Origin of the sequence: Pseudoalteromonas sp. Scap25 (assembly GCF_013394125.1) — a bacterium.
In the GTDB taxonomy this organism is placed as follows: domain Bacteria; phylum Pseudomonadota; class Gammaproteobacteria; order Enterobacterales; family Alteromonadaceae; genus Pseudoalteromonas.
Window position 1 is genome coordinate 87908 of record NZ_CP041327.1, and the last position, 17202, is coordinate 105109.

General features: G+C 40.2%; 21 protein-coding genes. 9 read left to right on the forward strand and 12 right to left on the reverse strand.

Features of this window, described 5'->3' with window-relative positions; genetic code table 11:
• The first annotated feature begins 64 nt into the window (after positions 1–64).
• The 3 genes from FLM54_RS00435 to FLM54_RS00445 all read left to right on the forward strand — a co-directional run bounded on the left by FLM54_RS00435 (position 65) and on the right by FLM54_RS00445 (position 2851).
• The gene (locus FLM54_RS00435) at positions 65–913 is read left to right on the forward strand and encodes an MBL fold metallo-hydrolase (protein ID WP_178954517.1); all 849 of its coding nucleotides are present in this window, start codon (positions 65–67) and stop codon (positions 911–913) included.
• A gap of 88 nt (positions 914–1001) precedes the next feature.
• Positions 1002–2534, forward strand: a complete 1533-nt coding sequence (locus FLM54_RS00440; protein WP_010392609.1) for a bifunctional GNAT family N-acetyltransferase/carbon-nitrogen hydrolase family protein — start codon at positions 1002–1004, stop codon at positions 2532–2534.
• A complete protein-coding gene (locus tag FLM54_RS00445; protein ID WP_178954519.1) occupies positions 2534–2851 on the forward strand; it encodes a multidrug efflux SMR transporter in 318 nt (105 codons plus the stop codon). The genes FLM54_RS00440 and FLM54_RS00445 overlap by 1 nt, the downstream gene beginning before the upstream one ends.
• Before the next feature lie 38 nt (positions 2852–2889).
• Here FLM54_RS00445 and FLM54_RS00450 read toward each other — a convergent pair whose 3' ends face one another.
• Positions 2890–3771 carry a DMT family transporter gene (locus tag FLM54_RS00450; protein ID WP_178954521.1) on the reverse strand — a complete coding sequence of 294 codons (882 nt, stop codon included), beginning with the start codon at positions 3769–3771 and terminating at the stop codon, positions 2890–2892.
• Between the two features lie 242 nt (positions 3772–4013).
• On the opposite strand from FLM54_RS00450, the gene FLM54_RS00455 reads away from it, so the two are divergent.
• Positions 4014–4397, forward strand: coding sequence for an MAPEG family protein (locus FLM54_RS00455; RefSeq protein WP_178954523.1), 384 nt, complete (start codon positions 4014–4016; stop codon positions 4395–4397).
• Between the two features lie 75 nt (positions 4398–4472).
• On the opposite strand, the gene FLM54_RS00460 is transcribed toward FLM54_RS00455, so the two are convergent.
• The 3 genes from FLM54_RS00460 to FLM54_RS00470 form a co-directional block, all read right to left on the reverse strand.
• Positions 4473–5684: a TonB family protein gene (locus FLM54_RS00460; RefSeq protein WP_178954525.1), complete on the reverse strand. Its 1212-nt coding sequence runs from the start codon at positions 5682–5684 to the stop codon at positions 4473–4475.
• 9 nt (positions 5685–5693) lie between these two features.
• On the reverse strand, positions 5694–6068 hold the full coding sequence (locus FLM54_RS00465) for a BlaI/MecI/CopY family transcriptional regulator (RefSeq protein ID WP_054202882.1): 375 nt from the start codon (positions 6066–6068) through the stop codon (positions 5694–5696).
• 111 nt (positions 6069–6179) lie between these two features.
• Positions 6180–6869 (reverse strand): pseudouridine synthase, encoded by a 690-nt coding sequence (locus FLM54_RS00470; protein ID WP_178954527.1) that lies wholly within the window; start codon positions 6867–6869, stop codon positions 6180–6182.
• A gap of 91 nt (positions 6870–6960) precedes the next feature.
• Between FLM54_RS00470 and FLM54_RS00475 the strand changes: the two genes are divergently transcribed.
• Together FLM54_RS00475 and FLM54_RS00480 are read left to right on the forward strand one after the other, a co-directional pair.
• Entirely contained in the window at positions 6961–7266 is a 306-nt protein-coding gene (locus tag FLM54_RS00475; protein WP_008109023.1) for a DUF6482 family protein, read from the forward strand.
• A 40-nt stretch (positions 7267–7306) separates the two neighbouring features.
• The gene (locus FLM54_RS00480) at positions 7307–7726 is read left to right on the forward strand and encodes a GNAT family N-acetyltransferase (protein ID WP_178954529.1); all 420 of its coding nucleotides are present in this window, start codon (positions 7307–7309) and stop codon (positions 7724–7726) included.
• A gap of 38 nt (positions 7727–7764) precedes the next feature.
• Here the strand turns inward: FLM54_RS00480 and FLM54_RS00485 are convergent, their stop codons facing one another.
• The 8 genes from FLM54_RS00485 to lptM form a co-directional block, all read right to left on the reverse strand.
• On the reverse strand, positions 7765–8124 hold the full coding sequence (locus tag FLM54_RS00485) for a HopJ type III effector protein (RefSeq protein WP_178954530.1): 360 nt from the start codon (positions 8122–8124) through the stop codon (positions 7765–7767).
• Positions 8125–8157: 33 nt separating this feature from the next.
• Positions 8158–9453, reverse strand: a complete 1296-nt coding sequence (locus FLM54_RS00490; RefSeq protein ID WP_178954532.1) for a hypothetical protein — start codon at positions 9451–9453, stop codon at positions 8158–8160.
• Between the two features lie 1062 nt (positions 9454–10515).
• Entirely contained in the window at positions 10516–11223 is a 708-nt protein-coding gene (locus tag FLM54_RS00495; protein WP_178954534.1) for an HAD-IA family hydrolase, read from the reverse strand.
• Positions 11224–11233: 10 nt separating this feature from the next.
• Positions 11234–12178: a tyrosine recombinase XerC gene (locus tag FLM54_RS00500; protein WP_075170870.1), complete on the reverse strand. Its 945-nt coding sequence runs from the start codon at positions 12176–12178 to the stop codon at positions 11234–11236.
• Positions 12175–12786 carry a DUF484 family protein gene (locus FLM54_RS00505; protein WP_010392634.1) on the reverse strand — a complete coding sequence of 204 codons (612 nt, stop codon included), beginning with the start codon at positions 12784–12786 and terminating at the stop codon, positions 12175–12177. The genes FLM54_RS00500 and FLM54_RS00505 overlap by 4 nt, the downstream gene beginning before the upstream one ends.
• Positions 12783–13613 carry a diaminopimelate epimerase gene (dapF, locus tag FLM54_RS00510; RefSeq protein ID WP_008109029.1) on the reverse strand — a complete coding sequence of 277 codons (831 nt, stop codon included), beginning with the start codon at positions 13611–13613 and terminating at the stop codon, positions 12783–12785. The genes FLM54_RS00505 and dapF overlap by 4 nt, the downstream gene beginning before the upstream one ends.
• Positions 13614–13677: 64 nt before the next feature.
• Positions 13678–14931, reverse strand: coding sequence for a diaminopimelate decarboxylase (lysA, locus tag FLM54_RS00515; protein WP_054202878.1), 1254 nt, complete (start codon positions 14929–14931; stop codon positions 13678–13680).
• Positions 14932–15111 (reverse strand): LPS translocon maturation chaperone LptM, encoded by a 180-nt coding sequence (gene lptM / locus FLM54_RS00520; RefSeq protein ID WP_010392638.1) that lies wholly within the window; start codon positions 15109–15111, stop codon positions 14932–14934.
• Between the two features lie 148 nt (positions 15112–15259).
• On the opposite strand from lptM, the gene cyaY reads away from it, so the two are divergent.
• The 3 genes from cyaY to FLM54_RS00535 are packed head-to-tail and all read left to right on the forward strand — an operon-like array spanning position 15260 to position 17165.
• Positions 15260–15583 carry an iron donor protein CyaY gene (cyaY, locus tag FLM54_RS00525; protein ID WP_008109036.1) on the forward strand — a complete coding sequence of 108 codons (324 nt, stop codon included), beginning with the start codon at positions 15260–15262 and terminating at the stop codon, positions 15581–15583.
• Positions 15580–16236, forward strand: a complete 657-nt coding sequence (locus tag FLM54_RS00530; protein WP_008109038.1) for an alpha/beta hydrolase — start codon at positions 15580–15582, stop codon at positions 16234–16236. The genes cyaY and FLM54_RS00530 overlap by 4 nt, the downstream gene beginning before the upstream one ends.
• Before the next feature lie 23 nt (positions 16237–16259).
• A complete protein-coding gene (locus FLM54_RS00535) occupies positions 16260–17165 on the forward strand; it encodes a DUF2914 domain-containing protein (protein ID WP_178954536.1) in 906 nt (301 codons plus the stop codon).
• Positions 17166–17202: the final 37 nt, after the last annotated feature.

A 17202-nucleotide genomic window follows, 5' to 3' on the forward strand; every position in this document is an offset into this window, starting at 1 on the left:
GAGTGAGCTAAATAAGTTGCTATCACGTTTTATAACCATGATTATTAATTATAGGGTTACAACAATGAAAAAATTACTACCGGCATTAATAACGACTTTACTACTAAGCAACTACGCGGCGGCGGATGACAACCCAGTTACAGCTAAGCAACTGAGCGAGCATGTATACGTCCTATACGGACAAGGTGGCAACATTGCAGCCTGCGTAGGGGATGATGGCATATATATCATTGATGATCAGTTTGCCAAACTCTCAGACGATATTAAAAAAACCATTAGCGACTTAAAGCCAGGCAGTGCAGAGTTTGTAATTAACACTCATCATCATGGCGATCACACCGGTGGTAACGAAAACTTTGCTAAAGCCGGAGCCCATGTTATTGCCCACAATAATGTACATAAACGCCTAAAAGAAAAACATGGCGAAGGGTCGGATTACCTACCACGAATTAGTTTTGGTGATGATTTAACACTGCACTTTAATAATGAGCAAGCGCATGTTGTGCATTATCAACATGCCCATACCGATGGCGATGCGGTGATTTTTTTCAATAATGATAATATTGTGCACATGGGAGACATTTATTTTAACTTTGGCAGCCTACCGTTTGTTGATGTAGACAGTGGGGGTAGCGTTGATGGTGTTTTAGCGGCGGTTGATGATGTGATTAATCAGATTGATGATAAAACCCAAGTTATTCCTGGTCATGGCCCGCTAAGTGACCGTTCAGGACTGATCACGTATCGTAAGCTGTTGCAACAAGCGAAAGATGTTATGCTAAAAGCAATGCAAAATGACGCCAGTTTAGAGCAGGTACTTAAAGCAGACCCATTGTCAGAACTTGGTCTTGAATATGCAAATTGGTTACCTAAAGAGCGCGTAACCACACTTTTTTATCGCAGTTTAAAGTAGCGCACAGCGCGAATAAAAACGCATAAACCTAATAAAGCTGAGCATGTGTTCAGCTTTTTTAATTCTTACATGCCCCAAGGAGTTGCGTATGTCGGCAGAAAAAACCCATCTTGAAATTTGTAACTTAACCCGAGAACAATACCCACAAATTAAAACCTTGATGGACGAAGCTTACCCCGACCTAGGCGGCGCATGGCCAAGCCATACTATTTTTAGACTCATCGATCAATTCCCTGAAGGGCAAATAGGTATTGTGGATGATGGCGTGCTGGTGGGTTTAGCGCTGAGTGTACAGGTAGATTATGCGCGTTTTTCAAACCCGCATACCTATGAAGATATTGCCGACGGCCACGACCGCGTATTTAGCGACACCACAGGGGATGCTTTATACGGTTTGGATGTTGCTATTAGTGAGCAATACCGAGGCATGCGTTTAGGGCGTCGTTTATATGATGCGCGAAAAGAATTGTGCCGTCAGTATAACTTACGCGCTATTTTGGCGGGTGGGCGTATTCCGCGTTATTACAATCACAGCAGTGAAATGACCCCGATGGAATACATTGCTAAGGTCGATCAAAAAGAGCTGTATGACCCCATACTCAGTTTTCAATTAGCCAATGACTTTCAGGTTAAACGATTATTGAAAAAATACTTACCTGAAGATCAGGAGTCGGTCGGTTATGCCACATTACTTGAGTGGAATAACATTATGTATGAGCCAACCGACACCGTTATTGAGTCAACTAAATCAATCGTACGGGTAGGGGCTGTGCAATGGCAAATGCGCTGTGTTGAATCGGTTGAAGAAATGCTTAAGCAAGTTGAATACTTTGTTGATACGGTATCTGATTACAAAAGCGATTTTATTTTATTCCCTGAGTTTTTTAATGCGCCACTGATGGGATTAACCGAGCAAAGTAATCAAACCGAGGCAATTCGGTATTTAGCCGAATACACTGAGACCTTTAAAAACGCCATGTCGCGTATGGCGATAGAATACAACGCCAACATTATTACCGGCTCAATGCCGCTTGCCGAAGACGATAAAATATATAACGTTAGTTATTTATGCCATCGCAGCGGTAAAATAGACGAGCAACGTAAAATTCATATTACCCCGCATGAACAAAATGATTGGGTGATCCAAGGCGGTGATAAAATTGCTGTATTCGATACAGATGCAGGCCGTGTAGGTATTCAAATTTGTTATGATGTCGAATTTCCTGAGTTGTCACGTATTTTGGCCACCCAAGGTTTGGATATTTTATTTGTGCCATTTTGGACTGACACTAAAAATAGTTACTTGCGTGTACGCCATTGTGCCCAAGCACGTGCCATTGAAAACGAATGTTATGTGGTTATTGCAGGCTCTGTGGGTAACTTACCTGAAGTAGAAAGCTTAGATGTGCAGTTTTCACAGTCGGCGGTACTAACCCCATCGGACTTTTCATTTCCGCACGATGCCACACTAAATGAAGCCACCACCAATACAGAAATGTTATTATTTAGCGACTTAGATATGGATAAGTTAAAAATTCTTCACAGTGAAGGGACAGTGCGTAACTTAAAAGACCGCCGTCACGATTTGTATGAAGTGATATTGAAAAAGAGAGATATTTAATGGCGTGGATGTATTTAATTATTGCTGGGTTACTTGAGATTGGCTGGCCTATAGGGTTAAAAATTTCTCAAACCCCTGAAACTCGTTGGCAGGGCATCGCGATTGCCATTGCGTTTATGGTCGCGAGCGGCTTTATGTTGTGGTTGGCGCAAAAGCAAATATCTATGGGCACGTCGTACGCAGTATGGACAGGTATTGGTGCCGCTGGTACGTTTTTAGTGGGTATATTATTTTACGGTGATGCCACCACGTTTGGTCGTATTGCTGGTGTGTTAATGATTATTTGCGGTGTGATCACCCTAAAAATTAGTCATTAGTCATTAAAAAACAAGCGCAGGTTGATACCTGCGCTTGTTTAGCTGCTCGGCAGCATTACCAATATCGCGGCCACTGCAATCAATAATAGCCCAGCGCTATCTTGGCGTTTTAGCGGTTGTTTTAACCATAAAACAGCAATTAACATCGTAAAAAATACTTCTATCTGGCCGAGCGTTTTTACATAGGCAACATGCTGCAAGCTCATTGCGCTAAACCAACCTATTGATCCCAAGCAACTAAATATACTCACCGTACAAGTCATGCCCTTATGCTGAAACATAGTTTTAAATGTATCGCGTTCCTTTAAGGCAATATAAATACACAGCATCAGTGTTTGTAAACTAATAACAAGCAATAAAACCCATGCAGGCGCATACGGAAAAGCAATCCCCGAACTCAAGCTGGCTTCTCTGATCCATGACGATGACAACGCAAACGAAGTGCCGCAGGTAAGTCCTATTAATGCTGTTTTTAAGCTAAAGTGTTTCACATTGGCGATACCACTTAATAGCAATACCGCAATTGCACCAATAAACACGCCAAACCAACCAAGTAATGAAAGCGTTGAGCCAAAAAACAGCAACCCGAGTATGGCCGCCATAAGCGCTTCACTTTTAGCTAGGCCGGCGCCTACAGCAAAATTATTCATTTTAAATAATTTAACCATGAGTCCCGTGGCAATAATTTGCACTATGCTGGCACCAATAATGTAGCTAATAAATAAAGGGTTGAATGAAGGAAAGGGAGCATCTTGGTAATAATAAAGCGCATATAAATACAGCCCAGCAATAGGGCTTGCCATAATAAAGCGGGCTAATGTAACGCCAGCAATGCTCACATGAGTGCTTAATTTACTTTGCAGAGCATTGCGCCATGACTGCATAAATGCAGCAAAAATAGTCAGTAAAATCCAAATCATCTTAAACAACATACAATAAGCGGAGGAGTAATTTAGCAGTACTGTGACATGAAAGCGATCATCAAAAAGGCATAATGAATATTCATCACCTGCGACAATTTGCCACAGTGACGCACTGCTTAAATCGGCTATAGTGTCTGGGATGTTACTGCTAGCCGCCAGAACTCAGGTTATTTATATTTGGCGGCTTTTTTCTATTTGCTGTGTTATTTTGAGTTATAAAAAATAACTTGAGAATGATAATGACGACTTTATTGGTTTGCGCCTTAATTGCAGTGATCATGCCTTATGTTGCGAGAATCCCAGCTATTATAGAAATGAATAAGCTCGGTGGTTACGATAATAAACATCCGCGGCAACAACAAACACAACTTACAGGACTCGGAGCACGGGCGCTGGCTGCTCATCAAAACTGTTTTGAATCGTTAGCGGTTTTTGCCGTTGCTTTGGCTGCTGTATTAGGCACAAACAATGTTAATGCCGTAACCGAAACTTTAGCGATGACGCATATTGTAGCGCGTATTTTATTTTGTACTTTTTATTATTTAAACCTCGATATTATTCGCTCGATCACTTGGCTGGTAGGCATGGGAACCGCTATTGGCATGATCGCCGTCAGTTTATAACGAGAATAAGCAAAAACCACAAAGCAAGCAGCCTAAAAGGGTGCTTGCTTTATAGTCTTAAATAACTCAATAGCATTAATGCGATACTTTAATTCGCTCTACCAAATCACTTTTTGCAACTGTACTATTAAGTGCAAAATCAAGTTGTATCAGTACGTTCTGTTGCCCTATTGATGAAGGCGTATATTGCCATTGCATCAGTGCTTTTTTTGCCTCTTTATTAAAGACTGCTTCTGGCTCAGCTTTTACAACAGTAATGTTAGCTGTTTTGCCTGCTGGGGTTATGTCGTATTTTAATACCACTGAACCGCTAATGCCTTGTTCCGCCGCTTGTTTTGGGTAAAGCGGTTCGATTCGCATCACGGGAGCGATAGATGTTTCTTTTTTAGCTGATGCTTCAGGTTGCTTTGCTACTGCTAAGCCACTGAGCAAGCTTGCTGCTATAAGTAACGCGCTTCCTTTTGCTAGGCGCGAATGTGCGCCGTTATGTTTGATATTAGTAAGTCGTTGTAACATGGTTTTTTTATCTCCGTAGTGTGAATAAGCCATCAGACCTGCTGGCGCATTGGCAGCGCAGTTTACTAAGGCTTTGCTGTATAAAATTTGTTGCTGTGTGGTTTTATTACTTAGTACCCGTTCATCACAAGTTAGCTCCTGCAAACGTCTACAGCTTGCGTATGCCATCCAAGCTAAAGGGTTAAACCACATTAAAATTGTAGCCAGTAATAGCAGCGCATTTGTTAGGTTATCTTTGCGTTTTATATGCACATTTTCGTGCTCTAAAATAAGCGCCAATGTGGCTTTATCAAACAGAGTATTGTAGTTGTGTGGTAAAACTAGCTTGCTATTTAGTACCCCAATTACCATAGGTGTTGCCACTTGATGACTAGTAAAGGTTTTTACCCCTGAGCTTATTTCTGCTTGTAAATTTGTTACTTCACAAAGCTGTAGGTTGCTTACAAATCGGCGGTGAATAATCCAAGTGGCGAATAAAAGCAGTGCCGTAATAACTACATAAAATAGCGCCCAGTTAATACTAATAGTGCTTATTAATGGTTGATTTGGAGTAATGATATAATGACTAATTGGACTGTTTTGTAATGGTCTAATTGCATTGGGTAAATTAGCGACAAGCAGCGAGGCTGGTATTAACCACACTAATTTATAAATAAGCTGCGAACCAATTGCTTTTAAGCCAAAGCGCTCAAGTAAAACAAATCCTGCAAACAACAGACTCAATAATAGTTGTTGCTCTATTAGCCAATTAAAGCTTGTTTGAATAATCATGAGAATCCCTTACTTTTGGTTTTTTTCCCAGTCATCTATGACTTTTTTAAGCTCGTTTATATCTTGTTGAGAGAGTTTTTCTGATTTTGCAAAACCACTTACCAACGGAGCTATGCGGCCACTAAAAAAACGCTCAATAAAGTTCTGGCTTTCTTTTTGGGTGTAATCAGCACGATTTATACAGGGGGTGTAAATATATTGGCGGCCTTCTTTTTCGAAGCTAAGCGCTCCTTTTTTAACTAATCGACCTAGTAAGGTTTTAATGGTTTTTTCGTGCCATTGTTTATCATCACTCAAGCGCTCAATAATTTGGCTGGCATTAGCGGGGTAGCTAATCCATAGCGCATCGAGTACTTCAAATTCTGCTTTTGATAATTCGATCATTTTATTGCCTACAAGTGTAATCTTTAATTTAAGACTACACTTGTAATCTATTTTTGCAAGTTTATTTTATATTTTTTAATCGCATTAAAGTGAGGGGGTAGCGTGAGCTTGTTAGCCTAAAATGTCGCTTTTATTAATTTTTATAAACTGGTTTTCAGGTAAATTTAAATGGTCTAACAGTAATTCACTTATTTGTACGCGGTATAAATCAATCACTTTGTAACCACAGTAATGCGCCATTTTACGAATTTGTCGATTAAGTCCTTGTTTTAAAATAATACTAAACTGATTGTCAGTGATTTTAGTCACCTCACACGGCAAGGTCATTTGCTTGTCGACAGGGACGCCTGCAGCCATTTTTTCGCAAAAATCCGCATCTAAAGGTTTATTGACGGTTACTAAATAGCGTTTAGGCTGATGAAAGTCAGGGTGGATCAGCTGGTTACAAAAATCCCCATCATTGGTCAAAATAAGCAATCCGCGTGAGTCTTTATCAAGGCGACCAATAGGGTATACCCGTGTTAGTTGCGGTAAATGATGAATAAGGCTGCTTGGGTCGTGCTGATTGAGTTTACAATCAATTCCTAGAGGTTTGTGATAAGCAAAGTAGACTAAATCGGCCGGGCCTTTAATGGCTTGGCCATTAACAATGACACTGTCGTTTTCGTCCACATGATCAATATGATTTGCGGGGCGATTATTAACCATGACCACACCTTCATCAATCAAACGCGAGGCTTGTTTGCGAGAGCACACGCCGGCATGCGCTATGTACTTTGCGAGTCGAATTTTTGTATCCATGATAGCGCGTAATTAAAAAAATCTGATCGCGATTATAGCAAAGCTGCGTATTGATTACTTGGACAGTTAATTTAACAGTAGGTAGGTTAATATGGGTATTCAATTTTCAGAACTAAAAAAGCATCAGCCATTACAAAAAGTGGTGGTTCATTCACTGGAAATGGCCTTGTATCAAGTGTCTGTTGTCATTAATAATGTTGAATACTATGTACAAGAAAGCGATGGTGAATTTGTAAAGGCGGTCAGCCCATTACATATCCAAAAGCGCTTTGAAGACATTGCCTACGCGCAAATGATGCTTAGGCATACCAGCGCTTATGATGAAATGTGTGGTCAACCGGAAAAAATTTCTAGCAATATGCTTGAAGTTCCCTTTGGACAAAATAACCTGTTTTAACATCAGGTATTTGCTAAAATAGGTCTATTTGGAATAGCCAATGTACCTATTGCAGGCAGAAAATACTGAGCAATTAAACCAAGCACTGCGTGTTAATATGCTTGAGTTTAATGCTCAACACTTCGACGTAGAGCGCCAAGCTCTCGGCTTTAAATATCTCGATAAACAGCATGAATTAGTTGCCGGTATAAGTGGTCATGTATTTGGCAATTGGCTGCTAATAAGTTGGTTGTGGTGTGCTGAATCGGCACGAGGCAAAGGCTTGGCTAACTCGTTATTAACATCACTTGAAAATGCGGCAATTGAAATGGGTGCCGTTCAAGCTCAGCTTGACACCTTAGATTTTCAAGCCAAACCTTTCTATGAAAAGCGTGGTTATCAGGTTAAATATCAACTTAACAATTACCCGCTTAGTGGTACGCGCTACTTTATGGAAAAGCCGCTGGTAGCGGCTAAATAATGCTAGGGTCTAATCCACAAAGGTCAACAGACCCTATGTTATTCTTTTGTGGTTAAAGGCGTGCCATCAAAGCTAATGCCTAAAAACGGTGTTGCTTCTGGTGCTAACATAAACGTACGAATATTCATGTGATCATCGGCATTTGGGTTGTCTAGTACATCTTCACGGTAAAATTTACCAAAACAATCTAAGGTATTTTGTTTACTAAGACCGTTGAGCTTAGCAAATGCAAAAATTTTGCACGAACCATTATTTTCACTCGCAGAGCTTAATAACCCATGGTTATTAAATCCACATGCAGTAAAGTCATAATGTGCTTCAATCACCGCCATTGTGTTGGTAAATTGAATTTTTTTTGGATTGTTTGCTAGTTGCTGTAAAAAGTCTAGTAGTAACATTTTTATCCTTTTAAATATAAAGTTATGAGAATATTAAAAATCGTTGCTAGTAAGCTCTGCATTTAAAAGCTTTCCATCATTAATATAGAAATAACCATCCCAGTATTGTGACGTAAATTCTACTGAATCAAAAAGCTCATAGTAATCACCTAACTGTGCAAGGTTTGCAACAGGATCTTTGTACTTTATATCCGAAAACTCCCAACTATTTCCTTGCTTAAAATAGTCCGCTAATGCCGCGAGTTTTATATTATTAGTAGAGATAGGTTCAAAAAGTTTTAGCTTGGCAATAGAGTCAGCTTCCTCATATAAGAACTCGCTGCATGGAGTAACATTGATATTTTTTTCAGAGGAACTGATTAGTTTTAATGATGTGTTTAAATTTTTATTAAAATTACCATCGGCTTTAGCGGTAAAGCTTTTAATACAGTGCTTATTGAATGCGACTTTGCCTATTAGCTGCCCTTGGGAAAGTCCTATCAGCCTTTGTTCTATTTTTGTGTCTGATGACTTGTAGTATGCGGTTTCAACATTTACAAATTTTTTCTTTAATGCCTTTATTTGTAGAGGCGTTATAGGAGCCGCTGCTTCTACAACCACATCATTATTGAGTTTGATTTTAAGCTCTTTATTTTCCAGTGTGAGCACATTATTAATTTGCATGGGCAATAAATTTAAATGAAACTGATAGCCTACCAATTGATTATTAATGAAATGCAAAGCATGGTTTCTGCCATAAACGCGGATTAATTTGTTTTCGCTTTTGAGCTCCAAGCTGTGTAATCCTAGTATATGAGCTACTTCCTGCGTACTTTGACCAAATTTTGTGCCAAAGAAGAAATTTGGCTTAACTAACTTACTATCAAACTCTTTAAATAAGGGTTTTTTATTTTTAAAAGAAATTGTTATTTTATTTTCTGTTGATTGCAGGATGCCAAATAAGTGCTCTCCTTCAATAAAAACAGCTTTTGACATTGCTTGTTGTTCATTACAGTTTTTAGACGGTGTAAAATAAGCTGTATAATGTAAGTGTCTTTTGTCTGAGCTAGAAAGGTTATTTTGATTAGTTTCTCGTATAATTAGAAACTTTTCTTTAATATGAATCTGGCTATCACTCGATTTCTTTGTGGCATTTTTAAACTTAGATAAAGCTTCGGCTCTTAAGTCTTTTTGTGCTTTTGCTTCGTCATCTGACTTTGATAACGTTATCTCAGTTTTAATGACCAGAGTGTCTGAAGTGTTTTCACAGCTTTTATCTTTTACAAAGTAAGTTGTGGCTTGAGCGCTGCACTGCCAAATGCAAAGAATTAAAAATAAAATAATACGCATAAACTTCCCTATTTATAGTTATTTGAAGCTTAACTCTAACTCATTTTTTTGTTGATTTATATTAAAATTAAATCGCGATAAAAAGTTCATCCCTAATAAGCCTTGGCCGTGGATATTTTCGATACTGAGCACTTCAAAGTCGTAAATTAGTTGCTCACCTACTTTAAAAGACTCAACTTGATAGCGCTTAACTTAAATTTTCCCATTTGCAGTGTTTACTGTTACATCGTTTAAATAAAGGGCCTCGGGGGAAGTTGGCTAATAACATTACTCGAAAGAGAGGTAATACTTGCGCCGGCATCTATCATTAATTTAGCTCGTTACTAATTAAATAATGCGCGCCGTAAGGGGTAAGAGGAGTAAAGCCACCTTGCGATTTAGAGTAGTTAATGCGCTTATAAAGTCGCTTTGCTGGTAATAGACACGAGTACGTACGTATAAAAAATTGCTATTGTTGTTTTGATAATCGAGAGCCAGATTTGGGTTTGTGCGATAATTTCTTGCCAATTTTGTTGCTCACTTAAACTATGAAGTTCGGTTTTTGTTAAATTTCCCAAGCGCACATTTAAAGTGCTTTGATGTTGCTCATTTTACAACGGTTGTAGTTCAAACAGCGCAATGATTGCATTTTGAATTTGCTCATCATTTATTGAATAATCGATCTGTAATATAAGTAATTCTGTATTGTAAGGGTCTTGATTTAATAGTGTGTTTAACAGTGCTTCGCTAAGAACTAGGTTAGCATTTAGCCACGTTTTTAATTGCAAAACCCATGAAGAGTAAATTGTGCGAGCAAGGGCTGAGGAGCGTTGCTTTAGTTGCTGGTAAGTATTAAAAGCCTCGTCAAACTGGTGTTGTCTAAATTGTTGTTTAGCTTTAGCAAGTAGCTCATTTTGAGACGCTTTAAGCGCTTTTACAGATGAGTTTTGGATTTCTTTTTTGCTGACAAAAGCTACTTGTTCTGGCCATAATAGATAAGCATTGAGGCTAAGTTAACCAATTAATAGTAAGGTTATTAACTTGGTATAATGGCTCATCTTAAACTCTTAGTTGTATTTTAGTTTATTGAATAAAGTGCGCTAAGTCATGAATCGTCGTAATTTCAATATCAGCCAGCCCTTTATAGGCATAGGCTTGTGCTTGATTATTTAACCATACAGACTGACAGCCAGCATTGTTAGCACCTTGTACATCGCTATCAAGGCTATCACCTATGTGTAAAATATCACTGTTTTTGATACGTAAATGTGTTGCGGCTTGATCAAATAATGTTGTGTGTGGTTTGGCTTTACCATGGAAGCCAGCTTGTAACACCAGTTCAAACTTACCTTTTAAATTAAATCGCTCAACCTCGACATTACCGTTAGTAATGGCAATCAATTTGTAGTGTTGACTTAGTTTATCAAGCAATATTAGTACGTCTTCACTCACCGTAATATTGCTTCGCTCATCTGAAAATGCTTGATACGCCTTATTTGCATGATGCTCTATTTCATCACCTTTAAAACCTAATTCAGACAATACTAAGCGCAAGGTATGCTTACGCCATTGTGTGACGTCATCAATAAGCTCTGGCTGCTGTAGTGCTGCGAGTTCACGGCATTGCTGCCAAAACTGTGGTCCTTGTTTTTTGTAGCCTGGTAGCGCATTTAAATAATCAATTTGCGCCTGAACGGCTGCGGTTATGATAGGGCGGTTATCGTACAAGGTGTCGTCTAAGTCAAAACTCAGCACAGAAAAAGGAGAAATTGCGCGATTAAATCGGATCATAGTTGCTGCTCTAATCGGTTCTTTTTTTAGCACGTGGGTGGGTGTTATCGTACACCTTAGCTAAGTGCTGAAAATCTAAATGAGTATAGACTTGGGTTGCAGATAAACTACTGTGGCCTAATAATTCTTGCACTGCTCGTAAATCCCCAGACGACTCTAAAATATGCGACGCAAATGAGTGGCGTAATTTATGCGGATGAACTTGCGAGCTAATACCTTGCTTTATCCCCCATTCTTGCATACGCAAACGAACTTGGCGTACAGAAATACGGCTTTTTTTGCTACTCAAAAATACTGCATGTTCATCTGAGCCCATAAATAGTGGGCGAACTGCTAGCCAATTGTTTAACGCCTCAAGTGCTTTAGAGCCAACCGGTATTAGGCGTTCTTTGGCGCCTTTGCCTCGCACTAATATTTCACCGCTACGAGTGTTTATATCTTGCATGTTAGCGCCAACTAACTCACTAATGCGTAAACCTGATGAATACATCAGTTCCATCATCGCTTTATCACGAATGGCAAGTGGATCATCATCGGGTATTTCGAGTAAACGAGCCATTTGGTCAACATCAAGATTTTTAGGTAAAGGCCGCGCAAATTTAGGGCCTTTTATGCCCTGTGCCGGATTATGGTAATGCGCTTGCTCAGTAATATTTTTTGCTTTTAAAAATTTATACAAACTACGTATGCAGCTTAATTTTAAGCTGATTGTTCTGCCACTTAATTGTTTTGCCCGCAGTGCCATACTGTAACGACGAATATGCTCACTTTGTACCGCAAACCAATTATCGCACAGTTTATTAAAATACAAGGCGGCAAAACCTAATTGGCTGACATACTGATTAACGGTGTGCGCTGAATATTGACGTTCAAATTTTAAGTAATCACTAAATAATGTAATGGGTGTACGCCAGCTATCGCTTAAGTCGCTTATATTTGGCGCGTTATCGCTCATGCCAGTTCCAGTAACCGTATTTGCAATGAGCGCACAAAATCTAATACAAATAAGTTATCTTGTGAGGGCTCAAAGTGGTTTTCATCGTGGCTGCCAAAAGCCAAAATTGCGTAGGGGTTACTCGGCTCACCAATTAAATAAAGTGCGGTCGATTGGGTATCATTGTTGAAGAGTAAGTCGCGTTCTTGCTGATTTACACGGCCTAAATAATGATTACTATCTGACAGTCTATGCTTTACTAACTCTTCAAAGGCATTATCGTATCTAACGAGTTTGCATTCATTAATAGTCGGGCTCATACAAATAATATTGCGTAAGTTACTGGCCAGTGTATTAAAGTCGTAATTACTCCACAGCTGTCGGTGACATTGGCTAAATAAACGATAAACCAGTTCATTCTGGGTCGCATTTTTGCTCATGCTGTCTATTTGATTTTTTAGCTGTGTATTGTGCTCGCGTAATTGGCGCTGCTGAATATGCACTAATGAAGTAGCACCCTGTACTTGCTGTTGTAACTCAAGTTGCGCTAACAGCTTAGGTTGCTCAATTAAAAAATCAGGATGCTGTTGTAAGTAATCTATTACTTGCTGTTTAGTTAATTCACTCATAGTGCCACTTGCCCATCAAATACATGTTCAGCGGGACCTGTCATACGCACTGGATGGCCCTCGCCACTCCAGCGCACTTGTAAGCTACCGCCGGGTAAATCAACTTGTACTGTACTGGTGAGCTTATTTTGGATAAAACCAATCACCATGGCAGCACACGCGCCGGTACCGCAAGCAAGTGTTTCGCTTACACCACGCTCCCATACTCTGAGTTTAATGTGCTCTTGAGAGATAACCTGCATAAAGCCAATGTTCGCGCGTTGTGGAAAACGCTCATGGTTTTCAAGCAACGGGCCTAGGGTATCCACTTGGGCTGTTTCTATATCGTCTACTTCCATTACGCAATGAGGGTTACCCATAGATACGGCACCACTAAAAACGGTATGCTCTTCTGCGCGAATAATATAAGTCAGCTCACGTTTGGTTGCTTTGAGTGGAATTTTATTTGGCTCAAAATTAGGGTGACCCATATTAACGGTTACTTGACCGTCTTTTTCAATATACAGGGTGAGATTACCAGACTTAGTCGACACGCTGATTTTATGTTTATTGGTTAAGCCTTTCATGCGTACAAAGCGGGCAAAGCAGCGCGCACCGTTACCACATTGTTCTACTTCGTGGCCGTCAGCGTTAAAAATACGATAGTGAAAATCGAGATCGGGTGAGTAAGGGGCTTCAACCATCAGTAGTTGATCAAACCCAATGCCGAAATGGCGATCGGCCAGCTTTTTGATTTGATCACGAGATAAAAAAACGTTTTGTGTAATGTTATCAATCACAACAAAGTCGTTACCTAAGCCGTGCATTTTGGAAAAATTAACTAACATAGCGCTCTAATTCGGTTTTGCTCTGTGCTAATCATGCCACAGAGCAGCTAGTTGGCAAAAACGTTTATGGTAAAACTTTCTCACCTTGGTATAAGCTTTCGATAGTTTCGCGTTCGCGAATAAGGTGATGTTGCTCACCATCGACCATTATTTCGGCAACTCGTGGACGTGAGTTATAATTTGAGCTCATGGTAAAACCATAGGCTCCAGCGCTTCGCTGTACTAACAAATCACCTTGTTTGAGTGCCAGTGGTCGGTCTTTACCTAAAAAGTCACCGGTTTCACACACCGGCCCAACCACGTCATAGTTGTGTGTAGGTGTTTCGTCATCACGCACTGATACAGGAATAATTTTTTGCCATGCTTGATACAGTGATGGGCGTAACATGTCGTTCATACCCGCATCTACAATCGCAAAATACTTGTCTTGGTTTTGTTTAATAAACTCAACTTGTGTTACTAAAATCCCCGCGTTTGCGGCAATGGCTCGCCCGGGCTCAAAAATCAGTTCTAGGTGACGGTAATTTGCAAGGCGCTGCGTTACTTGTGCTGCATATTCACTTGGGTGTGGAGGTTGTTCGTCGTCGTAGGTTACTCCAAGGCCTCCACCTATATCTAAATGGCTTAGCTCAATACCTGCATTTTTTAATTCATCAATTAATGCCAGTAGTTTATCAAGCGCCTCTAAAAACGGTTTGGTTTGTGTAAGCTGTGAGCCAATATGGCAATCTACGCCAACAATCGTTAAGCCAGGTAATGATGCCGCATGTTGATACACACTTAATGCAGACTCGATTCCAATACCAAACTTATTTTCTTTAAGTCCAGTAGAAATATACGGATGTGTTTTGGCATCAATATCGGGATTAACACGAATAGAAATTGGCGCGTCTAAATTAAGCTCGCAGGCCACTTCTGAAATGCGCTCAAGCTCTGAAATTGACTCAACGTTAAAGCATTTAATACCTAATTCTAACGCATAAGCAATTTCGTCAGCCGTTTTAGCAACCCCAGAAAATACCACTTTGTTAGCAGCGCCTCCGGCTTTTATCACCCGTGCTAATTCGCCTTTTGAGACAATATCAAAACCCGCTCCAAGTCGTGCCAATATGTTTAACACCGCAATATTTGAATTTGCTTTAACGGCATAACACACTAGGCTTTTGTGATCTTGAGTCGCATTAGCAAACGCTAAATAATGGCGTTCAAACGTGGCTCTGGAATACACATAACACGGCGTACCATAGTGCTGTGCAATGGTTGCTACGCTGACATCTTCAGCAAATAGTTGGTTGTTTTTATAATTAAAAAAATCCATTTACTGCTCCTGTTGTTGTTCGGCGGGTGTTTGTTTGTTAGGAATGTCAGTTGGCTGGTTTTGTTCAGCAGGCTGCTCGGGTAAGTACAGCGGGCCGCTTTGGCCACAGCCAGCTAATGCACACAACAATACGGTGCTGATTAATAGTTGTTTTAATTGTAAGGTATATGTCGCTTTCATTAGATTAATACGGTTGCTGGCTTTATAATCGCAGAGTAACAGAATATCTAAAAAATGCAGCTATTCGCGGATGATTTTATTCCTGTTACACTAGCTCTATAAACATGCACCCATTATTTAGGCGCCTCGCCTGCAAAGGAAATTAACGATGACTGATCACGAATATCACCAGTTAGCAGAAGCTCTTATGTTCACTATTGAAGAACAAGTTGATGATTGTGAAGCAGATTTAGATTATGAATCTGCTCAAGGTATTTTAGAAATTATTTTTCCAGATCGCAGTAAGATTGTGATTAATAAGCAAGCACCTTTGCACCAAGTATGGGTAGCAACAAAATTTAATGGTCACCATTTTGAAATGCGTGATGGGCAATGGATTGATAACCGCTCGGGTGCAGAGTTTTGGAGCTTCATTAACGAAGCGTCTACACGCCAAGCGGGTCAAGAAATTAAATGGCAATCAACACTATGAGTTTAGGGTTTGTAGAATACCCAGCGCAAAGCGCCCATAAAGCCACGGTGATTTGGCTGCATGGCTTAGGTGATTCAGGTGATGGTTTTGCACCTGTTGCCCCGCAGCTCGACTTACCTACTGAGTTAGGAGTGCGTTTTATTTTTCCGCACGCGCCTATGCAGGCTGTTACAGTTAATGGCGGTATGCAAATGCGCTCATGGTACGACATTAAATCTATGGATTTAGATAAACGTGCCGATGAGCAAGGGGTTAGAGAATCAGCTGCAAAAGTTGAGCAACTCATTACACAAGAAATTGCTAACGGCATACCTGCCAGTAAAATTATTTTAGCGGGCTTTTCGCAAGGTGGCGTTGTATCGCTTCATTTAGCACCGCGTTTAGAACAAAAGCTGGCTGGTGTAATGGCGCTGTCAACCTACATGTGTGTGCCACATAAATTGGCAGATGAAGCAAAACAAACACAGTTAAATATATTTATGGCTCATGGTAGCCAAGATGACGTTGTACCGCATAGCGCGGGTAGAAGTGCGTTCGAAGTATTATCAACGCATAACATGGATGTAAGTTGGCAAGAATACCCAATGGGGCATCAGGTTTGTACACAAGAGTTACAAGCTGTGCGCCAATGGTTAATTTCTCGCTTAAGTTAGTTTAGGAGCCGCTGAGGGTCAAAATGAGTCAAAAAATAGTAATAACAGCAAATGTAAAACGTGAACCACAGGTAAGCGAACCCAACGTGAGCTATGAGTGGCATTGGCGTCGGATTGTGAGTATTTCTATGTTGGTGATTATGATCTCTGCAGCGGTTATTTACGGCCTGTCTAGCGCCGTGAATGCTGATCAAGGGACGCCGCATCCTAATGAGCAGCTTGATTTTACTGAGCAACAAACAGCAATTGTGTCGCTAAGCGATGATAATGCAGCACCAGTAGAGAGTGAAAAAGCCATAGATGCAGATGAGGAGCAGGCAAGCAGTGTCGCGATTGCAGACCCTAAAACCTTTTCCTCAGTTGAGCAAAAATCAGCTTCTATTACTGAACCGGTACCATCGGAGCCTGAAGTTCAACAAAGTATTATTAAGCAAGAAGTAGAGCCAACGATCACTGCTGAGCCTGAAGAAGCAACCATTGCAGCAATAGACACTCAAGCCCCTGAAATTGAGACTGTTAGTGCAAAGCCAGTTGAGCAAAAGAAATTTGCTGCATCTGCACACATTGCTAGTGTAGCTGTGGGAGCCAAAATAGATACAGCCACAATTAGCCGTGCAGTTCTGACTCGCAGTGTCAGTAACCGTGAGCCAACCAATGTATTTGCCGCCGATGTGCGTTTAAATCAATTTGAAGAGTCGCTGTCATTTTTTAGTGAGCTTAAAAACTTACAGGGCCAGCAGGTAAAACATGTGTGGCTATTTGAAGGTGAAGTAATGGCTGAAGTGGCACTTAAGGTCACTTCTCCGCGTTACAGAACGTACTCAACTAAAAATATTATGGATACTCAATTAGGGCATTGGCGCGTTGATGTAGTTGATGAAAGCGGGCTGCTCATCGCTCAAAAAGAATTTAGAGTTTTAGCAAATTAAATAGCCTTAGATTGAATAAGTTTTAATTCTAAAAGCT